The organism is Lysinibacillus zambalensis (genome assembly GCF_040183165.1).
Classification (GTDB): domain Bacteria; phylum Bacillota; class Bacilli; order Bacillales_A; family Planococcaceae; genus Lysinibacillus; species Lysinibacillus zambalensis.
This window is the reverse complement of sequence record NZ_JBEGDG010000013.1, coordinates 60,280-79,471: the sequence shown is the minus strand read 5'-3', so window position 1 is coordinate 79,471 and position 19,192 is coordinate 60,280. Positions and strand designations below refer to the sequence as shown.

Below are 19,192 nucleotides of genomic sequence, written 5' to 3'. Positions count from 1 at the left end.
ATTTTGGAGGATTTCTATGAAAAAAATTATGATTCAAGATATGCCAAAGCATATCGGCGAAACAATCAAGCTAGGTGCTTGGTTATCTAACAAACGTTCAAGTGGTAAAATTGCCTTTTTACAACTTCGTGATGGTTCTGGCTTTGTACAGGGCGTTGTTGTAAAAGAAGAAGTAGGCGAAGAAATTTTTGCAATTGCAAAAGGTATGTCTCAAGAAACTTCCATGTACATTACAGGTGAGGTTAAAGCTGATGAGCGTTCAAGCTTTGGTTGTGAGCTTGTTGTAACGGGTATTGAAGTACTACATGCTGCAACTGATTTTCCGATTACGCCAAAAGAGCACGGTCCTGAGTTTTTAATGGATAACCGTCACTTATGGTTACGTTCTCGTAAGCAACATGCGATCATGAAAATTCGTAATGAAATTATTCGCGCAACTTATGAGTTCCTTAACAACAAAGGCTTTACAAAAATGGATCCACCAATTTTAACGGGTTCAGCACCTGAAGGTACATCTGAGCTATTCCATACAAAATATTTTGATGAAGATGCATTCCTTTCTCAATCTGGTCAGCTTTACTTGGAAGCGGCTGCGATGGCTTTAGGTAAAGTATTCTCATTCGGTCCAACATTCCGTGCTGAAAAATCTAAAACACGTCGTCACTTAATCGAGTTTTGGATGATTGAGTTGGAAATGGCATTTGCTGAATTTGAAGAAAACTTAGAAGTACAAGAACAATACGTGGAGCATATTGTGCAATCTGTTCTGGCAAATTGCAAATTAGATTTAGAGCGACTTGGTCGTGATACGTCTAAACTTGAAAATATTAAAGCGCCATTCCCGCGTATTTCTTATGACGATGCTGTAAAATTATTGCACGAACAAGGATTTGATGATATTAAATGGGGCGATGATTTCGGTGCACCACATGAAACGGCAATTGCTAATTCATTTGACAAACCTGTATTCATCACTTGCTACCCAGTAGGCATTAAACCATTCTACATGCAACCACATCCTGACAGAGATGATGTAGTATTATGTGCAGATTTAATTGCACCTGAAGGTTATGGTGAAATCATTGGTGGTTCTGAGCGTATCCATGACTTTGATTTATTACAATCTCGTCTTGAAGAACATCATTTATCTTTAGACGCTTATGCGTGGTATTTAGAGTTACGTAAACAAGGTTCTGTACCACATTCAGGCTTCGGTCTAGGGTTAGAACGTACAGTAGCATGGATTTCTGGCACGGAGCACATTCGTGAAACAATCCCATTCCCGCGTTTACTAAACCGCTTATATCCGTAAGCTATAACTAGTTTGTTTTAGGTTTTGAAAGTGTAAAATTAAAAAAAAGTCGCGTAGTGATATGTCTACGCGGCTTTTCTACTTACGATGGAAAAGGAGTCAAGTATCATATGAGCGCAAATAATAATAGACTCCGTACATGGACTGAGCAGAGAATGATTCAAATTCCTCAGCTTTTTTTTCAGTTTTATAAGGAGTTAAAAATTGAGGATGATGAGGCATTGATTGTTATGCATTTACTTGCATTCTACACGGAGGGTAATGATTTTCCAACGCCTAATGATTTAATGAATCGTCTAACAATGCCTAGCAGTGATATTACTTCACATCTACAGCGATTAATGCAAAAGGGTTTCCTTGAAATAACAAGTGACGTCGACGCAAATGGCAAACTATATGAAAAATACTCGGTATACCCACTTTGGGAGCGTATTATGCAGATTATTGAAATGAAGGAACAGCAAAAATCAGCAGCATCACTCCGACAAGAAGAGGGTGAGATTTTTCGATTATTTGAAGAGGAAATGGGACGTCTTTTATCTCCTTTAGAACTAGAAAAAATAGGGTCTTGGTTAGATGACGATAAGCATAGTCCTGCGCTTATTAAAGAGGCGTTGAAGGAGGCTGTATTTGCTGGCAAGTTAAGTATTCGTTATATTGATCGAATACTACTGGAGTGGAAAAAGAAAAATATTACGACACCACAGGCTGCGCAGAAACAAAGCGAGCAGTTCCGTGAAAAGCAAACATTTAAAAGACCGTCAGTTCGTACAATGCAGCAAGAATCGCAGTCGACAAATAAGGTACCATTTTATAATTGGTTAGAAGAAAGAGAATAGGGGGGCTTCCGACATGTTAACAAAAAAACAATGGGAACATTGTCTAGCAGAAATGGATCGTATGTTCCCTGATGCACATTGTGAGCTGGTGCATGACAATCCGTTTGAACTTACTATTGCTACGCTATTATCTGCACAGTGTACGGATGTACTTGTAAACAAAGTAACGAAAACATTGTTTCAAAAATATAAAAAGCCTGAAGATTATTTAGCTGTACCTTTAGAGGAGCTGCAACAGGATATTCGCTCCATCGGCTTGTATCGAAATAAGGCGAAGAACATTCAAGCATTATGTCAACGACTATTAGAGGAATACGGGGGAGAAATACCAGCAAATCGTGAAGGACTAGTTACGTTGCCGGGTGTTGGTCGTAAGACGGCTAATGTCGTGTTGTCTGTAGCTTTTGATATTCCTGCACTTGCAGTGGATACACATGTGGAGCGCGTGTCTAAACGATTAGGCCTTTGTCGCTGGAAGGATTCAGTATTAGAAGTCGAAGAAACAATTATGAAAAAAACACCGATGGACAAGTGGTCGAAAACACATCATCAGCTAATTTTCTTCGGTCGTTACCATTGTAAGGCTCAAAATCCTGGCTGTCACACATGCCCTTTATTTGATGATTGTAGAGAAGGGCAAAAGCGTTTGAAAAAAGGGCTGGTGAAGGAATCGTGAATGTAGAGGCAATCGCAAAAGAAAAAATAGATGCTTGGTTTGCAGAATGGATGGAACTTGAAGCCAAAATTCATGCAGCACATGATGCAAGGAATGGTGAAGCAAAAGGATTGATGGAAGAGGCCATTGTATTGTTTGAGCGTTTAGTACAGGAAGCAGGGGATGAAGTATTACCCATTAACGGTGTCGAACGACTAAACTTTATAAAAGCAAAGCCTAGCCAATATGCTTGTTATCGTCAGCTTGATGAATTATATAAGGAAACAAAAAAACGAACAGCGCGACTACGTTTGCAGGCTACCAAAATTGATAGGAACTAAAATTGTTCCGATAAAATCATATTATGTTTCGATAAATCTTCAAAGTATTCCTATAAAAATGAGCTCATCAGCATGAGTAATAAAAGTTTTGCCGAATAATCATACTTTATTTAATCTCTAACAACAATAAAGCAGAGTAGCGTTAAGCTACTCTGCTTTATTTTATTCAGTACTACCGGTACCATCATCCGGAGCGGTTGGGTCAGTTGGCGTTGTTGGTGGCTGGCTACCATTATTGTTGCCATTGTTACCTGGCTGGGTACCGCCATTTCCCGCATTGCCGTTGTTACCATTCTCACCTGCATTGCCGTTGCCATTGCCGTTGTTGCCATTGTTATCATTTCCGTTACCATTGTGGTTACCGTTGTCCTCGGTATTGCCATTTTCGTCCGGTTCCGTTGGTTCCTCAATATCAGGTTCCTCAGGAGTATCTGGCTCTTTATCTTCTTCAGCCGTACCTGTTACTTGGAAAGTAGTTGTACCTGGTTTACTGCGTGTACCATCTACAACTGCTACGACAGAAATCGTGTAGTTGCCATCTTCCAATTTGTTGCTAACTGTTAAACCTTTGCTATCCGCTGTACCAAGAGAAATAGTCTCTCCACCTTCTTTTTTAGCGGATACTTCGAAGGTTGTTGGTAGCGGTTCATTTGAATCCGGATTAAGCATTGCATCATGCTCCCAAGAAATATTGATAGATTGACCTTCTAAATCTAGGCTTGCACTTACATTGTAAGGTGTAGAAAGCTCTGGTGCAGCATATTCATTTGAAACTTCATTAGGCTCTGAACCACGTACAAATAGCTCTGTTCGACGTAACTCATTCGGAGTAAAACTACTTGCTAATTTAAGTGGCTTTGATCCTACTTCAATTGTAGCTTCAACAACTGAATTTGGCTTTTTGAAACGTGGTGTTTCAACGTTCTCCGAAATATCTTGCATAATTTGTTTAAATAAAGTTTGCGGTAAACGACGCTCATCCCAAGTTGTAATTGGATCAAAGTGTTCTTCATAACCACTCCAAATAGCGATTGAATAGTTTGTAGTGTACCCAGCAAACCATGAATCCGGTACACTTGTATCCGGTAAATTATGCTTGCTAAAATCTGCAGCTGCGTAGTTTGTTGTACCTGTTTTACCTGCGATATCTAATCCAGGTACATTTGCGTAAGTACCTGATGCATCCGGCTTATTGCCGACAACATCACGTAACATATCTGTCACCATATAAGCTGTATAATCGCTCATTGCTACATTAGACTCTGGTGTGTAGTCTTTTGTTGTTTTACCGTCACGGTAAACGATTTTTGTAATTGAATAAGGATCAGTGTAAACACCATTATTTCCAAATGCTGCAAAGGAAGCAGCCATTTGAGTAGGAGACATTGTAATATCCCCACCACCGATCGCATCAGATTCATAAATATTTTTAGCATTAATACCTAAACGACCAATAAATTCTTTAGCTTTATCAATACCAACTTCTTGTAATGTTTTAACAGCTGGAACGTTACGTGAAGCATATAAAGCTTTACGTGCTGTTATAGCACCCATATATTTATTATCCCAGTTTGTAATCGTTTGACGCGAGTTAGTGTAGTTCATTGGTTCGTCCACAAGTGTTTGACCTGTTGACCATTTTAAATTTTCGATTGCTGGACCATAATCTATTAATGGTTTCATAGTTGAACCTGGTTGATGATGTAAGTCATATGCATAGTTCCAACCACGTTCAGCCCCGTAATTGCGTCCGCCACCGATTGCTTGAATTTGACCAGTTTTCGTATCAATGACAGCTACACCCGATTGGATTTCTTCTGTTGGGAAGTTACTTTCATCATTCATAGTATTTTCAACAATTTGCTGAGCATTAGGATCAAGTGTTGTGTAAACTTTAATACCTTCTGCCATTGCACTACCATCACCGTTATCCTCTAGTTCATTAATAACGACATCAAGGAAGGCATCGAATTTAGAGCCAGCAAATTTTTGGCGTGTCGCATCGTCAGCTAGACCAGCCTGAACGTTTACTTTCTTTGCTTCTTCCATCTCGGCTTTTGTAATTTTTTTATGTTGATACATTAATCCTAGAACGGTATTACGGCGTTTTTCCGCAAGTTCAGGATTTTTTAATGGATTGTAAGCATTTGGGCGCTGTACTAAACCTGCAAGTAATGCTTCTTCAGCTAAATCTAAATCTTTTAGTTCTTTCCCATAGAAATATTGGGCTGCTGTTCCGAAGCCATAAACACGACCTGACATCAGCATTTTGTTAAAGTACATTTCAAAAATTTCTTCTTTTGAATATTTACGTTCTAATTGGAAGGCTAACCAAGCTTCCTGCGCTTTACGTTTTAATTTTTTCTCATTTTGTAAAAATGAGTTTTTAACAACTTGCTGTGTTAATGTAGAGGCCCCTTGTGCCCCGAAGCCATCACGGAAGTTAGCGAGTATTGCTCCACCAAGGCGATAAAAATCCATACCACCGTGCTCGAAAAAGCGTACATCTTCCGTTGCAAGGATTGCATTAACCATATCCTTTGGTATATCTTCATATTTTACATATTTACGGTTTTCTGCACCAATTGTGGCAAATAATTCACCGTTTTTATCATAGAACTCAGAAGAAACGGGGTCCTTCAGTAAGTTTTCATCTAATTCAGGTGCGGTACTTGCGTAATAGGCGAATAACCCAGCACCACCAATCAAACATGCAGCCATAATTGCTACAAGTGTTAGCGTAATGCGCTTAAACCATTTTTTCTTCGATGGTTTCGGATCGCTTTTTTTATTTTTTTGAGCGAGAGCTTTTTGATGCTCACCGCGTGTTGGACGACGTTCAGTCATTCTACTATCTCCTCACTTTCAGAACCATGACTTTGTACTTCAATGAGCTGTTGGATAATCGGTAAATAATCGATACGTGGATAATAGCTTGTAGGAACTTCAAAAGCTTCCTTTTCTATAGTTGAAAAGGGAATCGATTTACGTTCACCGTTTTCCATCGCTAGCCAGGCCTTTTGTAAAACATCGTATGGCACGATAAAATATCGTTCAAAAGCCGAGAAACGAACGATAATAAAGGCCACACCATTTTGTTCCGTCACTTGCTGCATATGTGTCATTTGATGTAAGTGAATATTCTTTAGGGGAAAACTGGTCTTTGAAGCTGTTTCCTTTGCATCAAAATCAATATAACGCCCGTTCCAAACACCGTTGTAATCTGTTGTTGACGGTGTTCGAAAATAAGCCTCACGAATAACTGCAGCACTTCGTGATGGGTACTCTACTTTGACGATTTGCACGGGAACAGGTTTCTTATGAATGATAGCAAGTCGTCTTTTTACATAATAATCGTTTGCTTCATCAATTTCATCTTCTAGTGTTTTACCTCGATTACTAAAAGAAAAATCTTTTTCTTTCCCCTTTTTTACCGTTTTTTGAACAGTAGGATTGGGGGAATACAATTTCCCATTCGGATAACGAATTGTCATTTAGTTCACCCTCTATAATACTGCTATTATACAATAGTTTACCACGATTAAGTAGCAGTTCTCTACTTCCATTAATAGTCTGATTGACGCTAGATTTTTTATAGTTAAATTTACCCGCAGATGATCAATCTTTGGGCAATTTTCGCCTCTTAAAGTCGAAAAATAGCAAGTAATTTAATTAGCTCTTTCACGCGAATCGCCAAAATAACTGATGAAATTTTCAAGCGGATTTTATAGAAAACACGGTATGCCGCGCTAACTTCTCTACTTGATTCCAAGTTTCAAGACAAGAGAATTTACTAGACTAGGTCAACTAATTTTTATCGAAATACTTCTTCTTTCAGCTAACTTACGCTTATTTTGTCACGCATGAAGGTAATTTTATACATACGAGGAATACATAAATTAAAGCAAAGGAGGCGTTATTTTGAACAAGTTAAAACAATTAGTTGCGCAGTTGGATCTGGTCAATCAATTACTGTTAACAAGAGTGTCTTTGGAAAACAATGCACAGAGTATGCATTTTTTTGAACAGCTCAAATCTGTTAGCCAGAAAGTAAGCTTAGCAGAAAAGAACTGGCAAGTAAAGAATGCTTGTTCGCCTATTAGTAGTGAAAAATGATAGACTTTGGTACACTTATCTCATATGCAGTGTAAGTAACTCAATATGAGCATTTTTCATACAGTATTTGTCACCTAGAGTGATATGTTTTGATTAGACATTTACTGAAACAGGGGACTCCTTGGTCAAAGATGTGAGTGGGACGAGGGCTAAAAAGCATACGTTTTGTGATAAAGGCTTCGGGATTGTGGAACGAAAATCAATCCCGCGTTATGGTGATGAGCCAGAAATAAAGACTTCTATCTATTGTTGGGAGAAATTACTCATATAGCATAAATTATTTTGTAGATGAATTTTAAAATAGCAGGTTCGAAACTAGCTTATAATGAGATTATGCGTTTATATTAATGTAGTTCAATCTGTATTTTAAGTAGTACCAACCTAATAATAAAAATATATTTTAACGCTCATTGCCAAAAATTTTGGGAGACATTTTTTAATGTATGCCGTGGTATAAGGCTTGGAACACCTATAGAGGAACAAAGTGTGACTAATGCCCAAACGGCTTATCAAATGTCCTTAGCAAGTGCCCAGTTGGAACGGAAATCCACCCATTTTGGTGATGAGCCTTAATTGAATAAGAAGAGGTGCGAAATTTGTTATTATTACAGCAAACTTCCAAATTAATAGATGAATGTGAAAAATGTGTTTCACGCTTCTGGCAAATGCGTGAGGAGGATCGTACTCCCGACTTTTTTGAGGAGGTTAAGCCACACGCAGATATCATTCACCAACTTTTAAAAGAATGGCAACAAGAGGCGAATGAGTGGATTCAAAAAAATCGACCAAAATATATCCATACACAACAAATTACTTCAGCGGCAGAATCGATGGAGCAATTTGTTGTGCAATCCTTTTATAAGGAAACAAGTAAAAAGCGTTTTTTAGATGCGATTCATTCAACCTCATATACGTTGGAAATTTTAGAACGGGTAGTGAAGGAGACACAATCAGATGTTATCGAAAAAAAGGACCATTAGTGAACTGTTAAGCGAGTGGAGTTATGATGAGGAATTGAAGGAACGCATAGTACACTGGCAAACGCTTGAAGGGCGAGAGGCTAAGTATGCACCTTTCCCTGCAAACTTACATCCTTCACTTGTAAAGGCTCTTCAATCAAGAGGAATTGAACAACTGTATACTCATCAACGTCAGGCATTTGATTACGCAATGGAAGATGTTTCATTTACTGCTGTAACGCCAACTGCGTCTGGAAAATCATACTGCTACCATTTACCGGTACTTCAAAAAATATTAGAAGATAAAAATTCACGTGCTATTTATTTATTTCCAACGAAAGCTCTAGCGCAGGATCAAAAAAATGATTTAAATGAATTAATCGAACAAAGCGGTGAAGAAATATTAAGCTATACGTATGATGGGGATACTGCGCCAGGCATTCGTCAAAAAGTACGTAAGGCAGGGCATATTGTGATGACAAACCCGGATATGCTTCATTCGGGGATATTGCCACATCACACGAAATGGGTTTCACTATTTGAAAATTTACAGTATATCGTCATTGATGAGTTGCATACATATAAAGGTGTGTTTGGCTCACATGTTGCGCATGTTATTCGAAGGCTGAAGCGTATTTGTGAGTTTTATGGTAGTAAGCCGATTTTCATTTGTACATCAGCTACCATTAAAAATCCAAAGGAGCTGGCGGAAGCTTTAACAAATGAGAGTCATGCCTTAATTAGTGATTCTGGAGCGCCTGTTGGGAAAAAGACTTTTCTTTTTTATAACCCACCGATCGTCCATAAAACATTTGGCGTACGTCGAAGTGCTGTTTTGGAGGTGAGTGACCTCGCTAAAAGATTATATACAGCAGGTATTCAAACCATTATTTTTGCGAAAAGTCGTGTGCGAGTAGAAATGATTGTGACGTATTTAAAGGAGCTTACACGCAATAAGCTTTTAGATGAATCAGTGCGAGGTTATCGAGGTGGTTATTTACCCTCTGAGCGACGTGTTATTGAACGAGGGCTTCGCGACGGTACTATTCAAACCGTAGTGAGTACAAATGCGCTAGAATTAGGCGTCGATATTGGCCAATTACAAGCATGTATTATGACAGGGTATCCGGGAAATATCGCAAGTGCGTGGCAGCAAGCGGGTCGTGCTGGCCGTCGTCAGGACGAGGCGCTAATTATTTATGTAGCACAATCAGCCGCACTTGATCAATATGTAGTGAACCATCCACTCTTTTTACTTGGTAGTGCACCTGAGGAAGCGCGTATTTATCCTGAAAATATGTTAATTTTAATGGATCATTTGAAATGTGCAGCGTTTGAGCTACCATTTTCCACGGATGATACGTATGGTGAATATGAGATTCAGGAGTTACTTGACTATTTAGCGGAGGAAGGCGTTGTTTTTAAAACGAGTGAGAAGTGGCATTGGATGAGTGACCGTTTTCCAGCACATGATATTAGTCTTCGATCTGCTTCACAAGAAAATGTTGTGATCATTGATATGACTGTCCCTGCACAAACAAAGGTTATTGGTGAAATGGATCGTCATAGTGCGATGACATTACTACATGAAGAGGCTATTTATTTGCATCAGGGCATTCAATTTCAAGTAGAAAAGCTTGATTGGGACGAAAAGAAAGCCTTTGTACGAGAAGTAGATGTCGATTATTATACTGACGCTAATCTAGCAGTTGAGATGAAGGTGCTAGAAGAAGATCGGAGCCGAGAATATAAAGGTGGCATTATTAGCTTCGGTGATGTTGGCTTAGTCGCACAGGCAACGATATTTAAAAAAATACGCTTCGGTACACACGATAATATCGGTTCTGGTCCTATTCACTTACCACCAGATGAAATGCATACGAATTCATCGTGGCTATCACTTCATTTGTCTGAACAGTGGTCAGAGGCGGAATTGACTGAGACAATGACTGGAATAGCCTATGCAATGAATGCTTTTATTCCTTTGTTTATTCAATGTGATAGTAGTGATGTCGCTGTTGTGCCTCAAGTCAAAGCATCCCATAATGAGCTGCCAACATTTTTTGTATATGATAAGTATCCAGGCGGAATTGGCTTGAGTGAAAAGGTCTATGATCTATGGGAGGGCTTATTAACAAAAACACAGGACCATATCATAAGCTGTCCTTGTGAAGCAGGTTGTCCGTCTTGTATCGGCCCAGAAGAATCACTTGTTGATATAAAAAGCAAAGTCGTGAAACTACTTCAAATGATAAATAATAATTATTAGTTAAGTATAGAGGGCGGGAAGATATAAACTGAAATCTTCAATCCCTCTTCTTTGATTAATTTATAAATCATTTACGATTAATATGAGTCAATACCTCTCATTTCTTATCATTAACATTTGGTTTTTGCTAATTATTGTATAATCGTATGTAACCTTTCGTTCGATTAAATCTTGGATAGTTTTGAGTTGTTCCAATTTAATACGATTTTCATCCAGTCTCTCCTTTGATCATGTTCTAATGACTTATTGTTTGAAATACAATCAAAATCATTCATTTTTTAGTTAAAATGAAAGTCAAAAACCTTTTAGTTGATTTTCAAACGACAATTCTTTCTTTCGGTTCATCTAGCATAATGCATCTGTATCTATCTGAATAAAGTTGTTTCAATTACTTGTATTGTTACTTTTGTAAAATTTAATTCTTTATTTTCTTCCATATATATTAGTATTCTTCTACTAATCCTTCTAGAAATTTTCTTCAGCAGTTTGAAATCCCCGTTTTGAAATTCAATTTTTTTAGCTTTATAACTTTCATCACCGATTTTCGCTATCATTGCTTTCTCTTCTCCAAATCAAATCGTGCAATTATTACTGTGTAATTTTTTACTGTAATCATCTGCTCTAAAAGATTGCATTTTTATGTATTTATTTTTTGCACTGAACACTTTCTGCTTCTTAGTGGAAGAAAGTTACTCATCCTGTGAGGAAAAAGACTTCATTCTTATAAAGGGATATATCTGTAATTCTTACTCTCTACGTGTTAAAAAAGAAATCGTCCATGATAAATTAAGGAAACCTACTCAAATTAATAATTATGGATGTCTGGGCATTGAATATTACTTTTATGATTTATTTAATTAGATATTTTTGAACACGCTCTAATTCTAATAAATTATAAACTTAAACTTTATAAGATACCCATAACAAAAGGTACTAAAGGGTAAAATTTCCAACTTAAGTAATTATTTGTTTCTATTTACCGAAAAATGTGATATATTGTAAAAACAAATGGAGAAATATGGTTATAAAGAATTGCGAATTCTATTAGAAAACACAAATGGGAATATGTTAGTTGAGCTTATTAAGAAACTAAAACATTTTATAGAGGAGGACAATCTTTATGTTTAATGCCCGTGATGTAAAAAATACCCATTTAAATAAATTGAATGGATTTAACGATGAGTAAGCAACAATTTGACGTCATAATAATAGGTGCTGGACTAGGAGGTCTTACCTCAGGGGCTTTATTAGCAAATCAAGGTGTGAAGGTCTTGATGCTTGAACAGCATAGCGTCGTAGGAGGGTGTGCTAGTTCATTTCGAAGAAAAAAATTTGTATTTGACTCTGCTGTTCATTTAATAGGAGGATTAGAAGAGGGCGGAATCCCTTATGAAATTCTTAATGAGTTGAAAATACAGAATAATCTTGAAATATGTCAACTGTCTAGTATGTATACGATTCAAGTTGGCAAAGAAAAGATAGAATTACCTAAAAATATAGAAATACTAGAACAATTCCTAATAAGCATTTCTCCATCTGATGAAGAAGCAATCATAGATACGCTTCAGGAAATAAAAGAAATAGGAAGTTCACTTTTAACAATGAAACTAACGAAGCGTTCCCATGGTCTTATTATGGCCATACAAAACCTCTCTATTAAACAATATCTAGCTGACCGATTTATTAACGCAAAAATTGAATTTATATTCTTATCGTTATTCCCATATATAGGAGCTGTCCCAGAACAGATTCCTGCTCCATTCTATATGGCAACCTTCATGTCTTACAATGGTGGAGGTTATTATGTAAAAGGAAGTTCTCAAGCGTTATCAAATGCTTTAAAAACCTCGTTTGAACGAGGTGGTGGCCAAATTCTTATGCGAAGACGTGTAGAAGAGATTTTATATAGAGATAACAAGATTGTTGGAGTGCGGGACCATAAAGGGAATGAATATGAAGCTCCACATGTTATATCAAACATGGATGTTCGCAAGACACTCCTATCCATGATTGATCAAAAAAATCTTCCTTCAGCATTAGTTAAAGAAGTAAAGGAAGTCATCCCTTCAATATCAGGAATCATTTTGTATGTTGCTATTGAAAATGATGGTTGGGAAAGAAATTTACCACATGAAACCTTTATTTTCCCAAACTACAAAAATCATCAAAGCTGTAATGCGTATAACCCATTAGACTCTGACAGTAAGCCTTGGCTTACTGTCAGTTGTACGACCCATATTGATCCGTCTCTGGCACCTGAAGGTCATTCAATCATTTCTATCTTGGCTCCTTGTGAAGAAAAGGTGATAGAACAAATACGTGAAGAGAAAGGAAAAGAATTTATCGAAGAGCGATTCTGGGAATTGCTAGATTTCTATATACCTGGTCTTAGAGAACGAGCCGTTTTTTATGAAATGGCCACACCTAGAACAGTGGAAAGGTATACTGGGAATGGGAATGGAGCGATATATGGTTGGAAAAAGTCAATTGATCAACAAATGAAGATAGAATCCATATCTCGTCTACTAATACCTGGACTACATATAGTAGGGCACTGGAGTAAATATGGACATGGAGTGTTTGGTGCGATGAATGGTGGTAGGTTACTAGCTACTGTATTAAAGGAAGCGATAAGCAGTCAAATAAGTCCTGTAAGCTAGCTGGACTTATATTGATTGAAATGCCTTATGCAAGAAGAAAGTACAATTTGATGAGGAACTGCTGATGAAAATCTTTAGGCAGCTCAAGCAACACCAAAGCTTGACCTACAGCAGAAGGATGACACGGAGAAGCCGTCATTTCCATTTTACTAGAGTCTCTAATGGAACATCTCCAACCTTTGCCTTATGAATAGACCGAACGAAGGAATGTATGCGCAAGGACCCAAAAGACATGGTGGGGTACGTCATCATAAGTAACTCAGAGATCCACAAGTGTGTCATATAATAGAAATAAAAGTTAATTTTAACCAATTAACTTTAGCGAAGTGTGCTTTCGGATCACAAAAAATGTTATAAATGTATGAAGTTGAGAAGTTGTGGGGGAGTATTTTTTTATCACTCTTAAAAACAGGTTAAGTCTTTGAAATATCACATTTATAAAGGGAGGAATCTTTTTGTCAAAGGTCATAAAAGAAAAAAGAGAGCCTATTGCAGTGGTAGGAATAGGTTGTAGATTTCCAGGTGGAGTTACGAATCCAGAATCCTATTTTGATTTGTTAGTAAAGGAAACTGATGCAATTACAGAGGTTCCAGAGGATCGTTGGAATCTGCAAAAATATTATGATGCTAACAGAGATTTGCCGGGCAAAACCTATACTCGTCGAGGAGGATTTTTAGACAAAATCGATGAGTTTGATGCTCAATTTTTTGGGATATCGCCAAGGGAAGCATCTTTAATTGATCCGCAACAAAGATTGTTATTAGAGGTATGCTGGGAAGCTTTTGAAGATGGCGGACTAAAAATTGACGACTTTAAAGGGAAGACAGGAGTTTTTGTAGGTGGTTTTACACTGGACTATAAATATTTGCAGTTCCAGGAAAGTAATAGAGAGTTGTTCGACTCTCACTCAGCTACAGGAGCTATGATGACCTTATTGGCGAATCGACTTTCTTATGTTTTTGACTTTCAAGGTCCTTCGATGGCGATTGACACTGCGTGTTCCTCATCTTTAGTAGCTGTGCATCTTGCTTGCCAAAGCTTATGGAATGGTGAATCTGACCAAGCTGTAGCGGGTGGTGTTAACATCATGTTAAAGCCTGATATTACCATTGCTGAGTCAAAAGCAGGTATGTTATCGCCAGACGGTCATTCAAAGGCATTTGATTCACGTGCTAATGGATATGTACGTGGTGAGGGAGCGGGGATTGTCCTTTTAAAGCCACTTTCTGAGGCTAAAAAAAATGGTGATCAGATCTACGCTATTATCAGAGGGACCGCTTGTAATCAAGATGGCCAAAGCTCTGGTTTGACGGTTCCACGTGGAGATGCGCAACAGGCTCTATTACGTGAAGCCTATGCAAATGCAGATATTGAGCCTAAAGATATCCAATATGTTGAAGCACATGGTACGGGAACACCTGTAGGTGACCCGATAGAAGCGAACGCCTTGGGAACGGTTCTCTCTGATGGCAGAGCAGAAGGTGACATCTGTTATATGGGTTCAGTTAAGACTAATTTCGGCCATACGGAGGCGGCAGCAGGGGTCGCAGGGTTTATTAAAGCTGTTCTTTCTCTTAAGCATGGTTATATCTTTAAACACCTGCATTTAATAGAACCTAATCCAAAAATCGACCTAAAGCAATTGAAGATGAGAATCCCAGATCAGTTAACAGAATGGCCAGCAAAGCCAGGAAAGAGAATCGCAGGAGTTAACTCTTTCGGATTTGGTGGGACAAACGCACATATTGTTTTACAGGATTATGTATCACATGCTGCCCCTTCCGAAGAAGATGGAATGTTGAGAGTAGTTCCGCTTAGTGCAAAGAATAAGGATGCTCTTAAGAATTCTGCACAAAGATGGGTAGAAAGTTTAGGGGAAGAAGGACTTTTATATAAAGCTTCATTAACCAACCTAGCTTATTCAGCAAGTGAACATCGTGATCATCATGCATATAGATTATCGGTTGTAGCAAAGTCCAAAGAAGAACTGACAAATAAACTTCAAGCTTATGTCAATGAGGAAACGAGAGCAGGTCTATCAGAGGGTCAAGCGAAAGAGAACAAAGTTGTATTTGTCTATACAGGAATGGGTCCTCAGTGGTGGGGGATGGGACATCAACTCTACAATGAAGAACCTATTTTCCGTAAGACATTAGATACATGTGATGAGTTATTTAAAGGTATTTCAGGTTGGTCATTATTAGAAGAAATGTTAAAGGACGAAACAAGTTCTAGAATGGCAGAAACTGAAATTGCTCAGCCTGCAAACTTCTTTATCCAAGTGGGGCTAACAGAGCTATGGAAATCTTACGGAGTGGTACCTAGTGCCATAGTTGGACATAGTGCTGGAGAAGCAGCATCAGCGTATGTAGCTGGAGCGATGTCCCTTGAAGAAGCGGTGAAGGTCATCTATCATCGTAGTCGATTGCAACAATTAACCACAGGTAAAGGGAAGCTTGTAGCGGTAAGTATTTCACATGAAGAAATAAACACCTACTTACAAGGCTATGAAGATCGTGTGTCCATTGCTGCGATCAATAGTCCAACTTCAGTCACATTAGTAGGTGATCCTGAAGCATTAGAAAATGTTGTCTCTCATTTACAAGAAGCAGGTGTATTCTGTAAATACCTGTATGTAAAAGTTCCTTATCATAGTCACTATATGGATCCACTGAAGGACGAGCTACTTGAAGTATTAGCTGATGTGAAGCTAGAGGAAACAACAATCCCACTATACTCCACGGTGACGGGGAAGCAAATTGCTGGGACAGAACTAGATGCTCCTTATTGGTGGCTGAATGTTCGTGAATCGGTTTACTTTGCAGATGCTGCGGAGCAAATGATTAAAGATGGGTATCGTGTATACGTAGAAGTTGGTCCTCATCCGGTCTTAGCTGCTTCGATTAATGAATGTATAGGGATAACCAACCAAACAGGAATAGTGGTACCTTCACTACGCAGAGGACAAGATGAAAAACCTATTTTACTAGACTCAGTAGGGAAGTTATTTACTGAGGGAGTTAAGTTAAATTGGTCTCAAGTGAATGGAAATGGTCAATTTGTGAAGCTTCCTACATATCCATGGCAACGTGTACGCTATTGGCATGAATCAGAAGCATCACAAAAAGATCGAATAGGACAAAATCTCCGCCCATTGTTAGGAGTGCGCCTACACACACAGCATCCTACATGGGAGACAGAAATTAGTAAAACACAGGTACATTATTTAGAGGATCATCAAATCCAAGGATCAATCGTCTTCCCAGGTGCATGCTATCTTGAAATGGTCAGTCAAGGAATTACGGATCTACATGGCGGAAAACCTGGTATTGCCTATGAAATCATAGATGGAGAATTCCATAAGGCTTTATTCTTGAACCAAGACAGAAATTGTACATTGCAATTATCTATTGATTCTAATGATGGAAAATTCAGAATTGTTAATTCTTCAAAAAAAGAACTGCCTCTTCATTCAAGCGGAAGTATACGTATAAACAGTCGATATTTTGCGCCTATGTTTGATTTACAAGAAGTACAGTCAAGGATGAAAAATGAAATTTCAAAAGATATGTGTTACCGACGATTTAGACAATTAGGTCTTGAATATGGTCCAACATTCCAAGGGATAGAGCAAATTTGGCAAAGCGAAAATGAAGCCTTAGCCAAATTAAAATTGCCTGAGAGTATCTCTAATGAAAAAGAGGACTATAATGTTCATCCGATTGTCGTCGACCTTATGTTCCAAGCCTTAGCTGCAGCCTTGCCGTTCGATGACGAAGAAACTGTCTATATGCCAACAGGAGTGGAACGAGGAATAAACTACGGTTCTTTTGAAGCGTCAGAATTATGGGTGCATACAACGATTAAAGAGAAGAATGACATGGAGATGAAGGGGGATATTCGTCTCGTTAATGAAAAGGGAGTTACCTTAATAGAAATCTTCAATTGTCGTGCGAAGTCCTTGAAGGATGACACACAAAATGTCATAGGTGCAGCTCCAATGACGTATAGCGAACTCTTATGGAAAGAGCAGGAACTAGTAACTGACACGGAAAGTGAGAAGAGTGCAGGAATATGGATAGTCTTATCTGATAGTCAAAAAGTAGGGAGTGGATTAGTAAATAAAATGATGGCTAGTGGAAAACAAGTCATCGTGGTCGAGTGTGGCGCTTGTTATGAAGAGGTAGAGCAAGGTAAGTTATATAAGATTAATCCAAGTTCTGAGGAAGATTATACTCGCCTGCTGTTAGATATAAGCCAAGGACTACAAAAAGCTCAAGTGCTCTCTGGTATGATCCATATGTTTAGTTTAGAAGTCGCTTCTTCAGAAGGTACTTCAAACGAAATGTTAGAACAAGCTGAGGTGTATGGGTGTAAGAGCGTCCTTTATTTAACGCGAGCAGTAAACAATACAGGATGGGATAAGCTACCACAATTATGGTTTGTGACCTGTGGAGCACAATCTGTAGATGGGGAAGAAATCTATAGTGTTGGCCAAGCTCCGTTATGGGGGATGTCCCGAGTTATTGGACATCAAGAGCATCGTCAAATGTGGGGTGGTATCATTGATTTAGATCCTTTTGAGGATAAAGAGCAATTGGCTAGTTTGTTAGAACAAGAGATTGATAATAAGAAGCATGAGGATCAAGTAGCGTTCCGCAATGGCAAGCGTTTCGTTGCTAGATTAAAAGAATATAAAGATGTAAAAGTACCTATGACAACTAGCTTGCGTACCGATGCCAGTTATATGATAACTGGAGGCTTTGGCGCGTTAGGTCAGCTTATGGCCAGCTATTTAATTGAGAGAGGTGCTCGCCATATTATCCTTGTTGGACGTGAAAATTTACCGTCACGCTCTACATGGAAGCAGCTTGAACCCGGAAGTCGATTGGCAAGTCGATGCGAGATGGTGAAAAAACTCGAGTCATTAGGTGCTCATGTACATGTGGCAGGGTTTGATATTGCTGACCAAGATGCTCTTGCTCAATTTATATCTGGATATGAAAGAGATGGATGGCCAGAGATACGAGGGGTTATTCACTCTGCTGGAACATCTAAACCACAGATGCTGATGTCAATAAGTGGAGAAGAATTCTCATCCGTACTTCGCCCGAAAGTACAAGGTGGATGGAACTTACACAATCAATTTAAAGAGAAAGAGCTTGACTTCTTTGTCCTGTTCTCATCTGTGGCATCACTCATTGTTTCACCAGGTCAAAGTAATTACTCGGCAGGAAATGAATTCTTGGATGCCCTTGCTAGATATCGCTATTCATTAGGGTTACCTGCATTAAGTATTAACTGGGGACCTTGGGGAGAAATAGGGATGGCTACACAGCTTGATCTTGTTGAATTCTTCGTAAAACGAGGAAACTATCCTATTTCAACGGTAAAAGGAATTGAAGCCTTTGCTAATGTTATGAGTTACAACAGACCACAAGTGATAGTATCACCGATTGTTTGGTCTTCATGCTGCCAAAACAATTATTCCATGGGTGAATATCCAGCGATGCTTGAGGATATTGCAATCTCTTTAGAGGGTGAGCAAGATAGTCAAAGTGTTCAATCGACAGAAGTCAACATGATCGAACAGCTAAAACAATTTAAAGGAACCGAAGAGAGAATCCAATTCATTGAGGCACAATTACAAGACATCGTTGCGCGAGTGATGCTATTAAATCGTTCGGAATTAACGCCTGAACATTCACTGACCTCATTAGGGCTTGATTCTATGTTAGCTCTAGAACTGAAAGCGCGTTTGGATAAAGCGTTTCAAGTTAATATTCTTGTTGTAGATTTAATGCGCGATCCTACTATTTCAAATCTTGCAAGGCAATTACTTGAAAAAGTATCTATAGATTTAGATATGACTGAGGAAACAGTAGAACTACTTACTGAGCTAGAAAATATGTCAGAAGAAGAGATTGCTCAGATTTTAGTTCACAGTGTAGCCGCTTCAGAGGAATTAAAATAATCGGATACTGTTTTAAGTAATAAAGATCTATCAATTCGCCAAAATATGGAGAGGAGGGAAGTAGTG

12 protein-coding genes are annotated in these 19,192 nt (G+C 38.4%); 9 read left to right on the top strand and 3 right to left on the bottom strand.

The annotated features are described in order from the left end of the window. Window positions 1-16: 16 nt before the first annotated feature. From asnS to ABNX05_RS16750, 4 genes are all read left to right on the top strand, one after another. Entirely contained in the window at window positions 17-1,312 is a 1,296-nt protein-coding gene (gene asnS, locus ABNX05_RS16765) for an asparagine--tRNA ligase (RefSeq protein WP_349660760.1), read from the top strand. A 110-nt stretch (window positions 1,313-1,422) separates the two neighbouring features. Further along, the gene (locus tag ABNX05_RS16760; protein WP_349660759.1) at window positions 1,423-2,151 is read left to right on the top strand and encodes a DnaD domain-containing protein; all 729 of its coding nucleotides are present in this window, start codon (window positions 1,423-1,425) and stop codon (window positions 2,149-2,151) included. Between the two features lie 13 nt (window positions 2,152-2,164). After that, complete coding sequence (gene nth, locus ABNX05_RS16755) at window positions 2,165-2,827, top strand: endonuclease III (protein WP_349660758.1); 663 nt, start codon at window positions 2,165-2,167, stop codon at window positions 2,825-2,827. Continuing rightward, the gene (locus ABNX05_RS16750; RefSeq protein ID WP_349660757.1) at window positions 2,824-3,147 is read left to right on the top strand and encodes a YpoC family protein; all 324 of its coding nucleotides are present in this window, start codon (window positions 2,824-2,826) and stop codon (window positions 3,145-3,147) included. Before nth ends, ABNX05_RS16750 begins: the two co-directional genes overlap by 4 nt. A gap of 162 nt (window positions 3,148-3,309) precedes the next feature. Here the strand turns inward: ABNX05_RS16750 and ABNX05_RS16745 are convergent, their stop codons facing one another. Next, window positions 3,310-5,994 carry a PBP1A family penicillin-binding protein gene (locus tag ABNX05_RS16745; RefSeq protein WP_349660756.1) on the bottom strand — a complete coding sequence of 895 codons (2,685 nt, stop codon included), beginning with the start codon at window positions 5,992-5,994 and terminating at the stop codon, window positions 3,310-3,312. Next, the gene (recU, locus tag ABNX05_RS16740) at window positions 5,991-6,641 is read right to left on the bottom strand and encodes a Holliday junction resolvase RecU (RefSeq protein WP_349660755.1); all 651 of its coding nucleotides are present in this window, start codon (window positions 6,639-6,641) and stop codon (window positions 5,991-5,993) included. The genes ABNX05_RS16745 and recU overlap by 4 nt, the downstream gene beginning before the upstream one ends. Window positions 6,642-7,068: 427 nt before the next feature. Between recU and ABNX05_RS16735 the strand changes: the two genes are divergently transcribed. The 3 genes from ABNX05_RS16735 to ABNX05_RS16725 all read left to right on the top strand — a co-directional run bounded on the left by ABNX05_RS16735 (window position 7,069) and on the right by ABNX05_RS16725 (window position 10,491). Beyond that, entirely contained in the window at window positions 7,069-7,263 is a 195-nt protein-coding gene (locus ABNX05_RS16735) for an endonuclease (RefSeq protein ID WP_079560000.1), read from the top strand. A gap of 596 nt (window positions 7,264-7,859) precedes the next feature. Then, the gene (locus tag ABNX05_RS16730) at window positions 7,860-8,243 is read left to right on the top strand and encodes a YppE family protein (protein WP_349660754.1); all 384 of its coding nucleotides are present in this window, start codon (window positions 7,860-7,862) and stop codon (window positions 8,241-8,243) included. After that, window positions 8,218-10,491 carry a DEAD/DEAH box helicase gene (locus ABNX05_RS16725; protein ID WP_349660753.1) on the top strand — a complete coding sequence of 758 codons (2,274 nt, stop codon included), beginning with the start codon at window positions 8,218-8,220 and terminating at the stop codon, window positions 10,489-10,491. The genes ABNX05_RS16730 and ABNX05_RS16725 overlap by 26 nt, the downstream gene beginning before the upstream one ends. A 365-nt stretch (window positions 10,492-10,856) precedes the next feature. On the opposite strand, the gene ABNX05_RS16720 is transcribed toward ABNX05_RS16725, so the two are convergent. Next, window positions 10,857-11,045 (bottom strand): hypothetical protein, encoded by a 189-nt coding sequence (locus ABNX05_RS16720; protein ID WP_349660752.1) that lies wholly within the window; start codon window positions 11,043-11,045, stop codon window positions 10,857-10,859. Between the two features lie 612 nt (window positions 11,046-11,657). Between ABNX05_RS16720 and ABNX05_RS16715 the strand changes: the two genes are divergently transcribed. Both ABNX05_RS16715 and ABNX05_RS16710 read left to right on the top strand, forming a co-directional pair. After that, complete coding sequence (locus ABNX05_RS16715) at window positions 11,658-13,151, top strand: phytoene desaturase family protein (RefSeq protein ID WP_349660751.1); 1,494 nt, start codon at window positions 11,658-11,660, stop codon at window positions 13,149-13,151. A 455-nt stretch (window positions 13,152-13,606) separates the two neighbouring features. Next, complete coding sequence (locus ABNX05_RS16710) at window positions 13,607-19,126, top strand: type I polyketide synthase (protein ID WP_349660750.1); 5,520 nt, start codon at window positions 13,607-13,609, stop codon at window positions 19,124-19,126. Window positions 19,127-19,192 lie beyond the last annotated feature (66 nt).

Bases quoted from the DNA above. Each gene is read 5' to 3' on its own strand.
- asnS (WP_349660760.1), top strand. From the start codon at position 17: ATGAAAAAAATTATGATTCAAGATATGCCAAAGCATATCGGCGAAACA.
- ABNX05_RS16760 (WP_349660759.1), top strand. From the start codon at position 1,423: ATGAGCGCAAATAATAATAGACTCCGTACATGGACTGAGCAGAGAATG.
- ABNX05_RS16715 (WP_349660751.1), top strand. From the start codon at position 11,658: ATGGATTTAACGATGAGTAAGCAACAATTTGACGTCATAATAATAGGT.
- nth (WP_349660758.1), top strand. From the start codon at position 2,165: ATGTTAACAAAAAAACAATGGGAACATTGTCTAGCAGAAATGGATCGT.
- recU (WP_349660755.1), bottom strand. From the start codon at position 6,641: ATGACAATTCGTTATCCGAATGGGAAATTGTATTCCCCCAATCCTACT.
- ABNX05_RS16745 (WP_349660756.1), bottom strand. From the start codon at position 5,994: ATGACTGAACGTCGTCCAACACGCGGTGAGCATCAAAAAGCTCTCGCT.
- ABNX05_RS16720 (WP_349660752.1), bottom strand. From the start codon at position 11,045: ATGATAGCGAAAATCGGTGATGAAAGTTATAAAGCTAAAAAAATTGAA.
- ABNX05_RS16725 (WP_349660753.1), top strand. From the start codon at position 8,218: ATGTTATCGAAAAAAAGGACCATTAGTGAACTGTTAAGCGAGTGGAGT.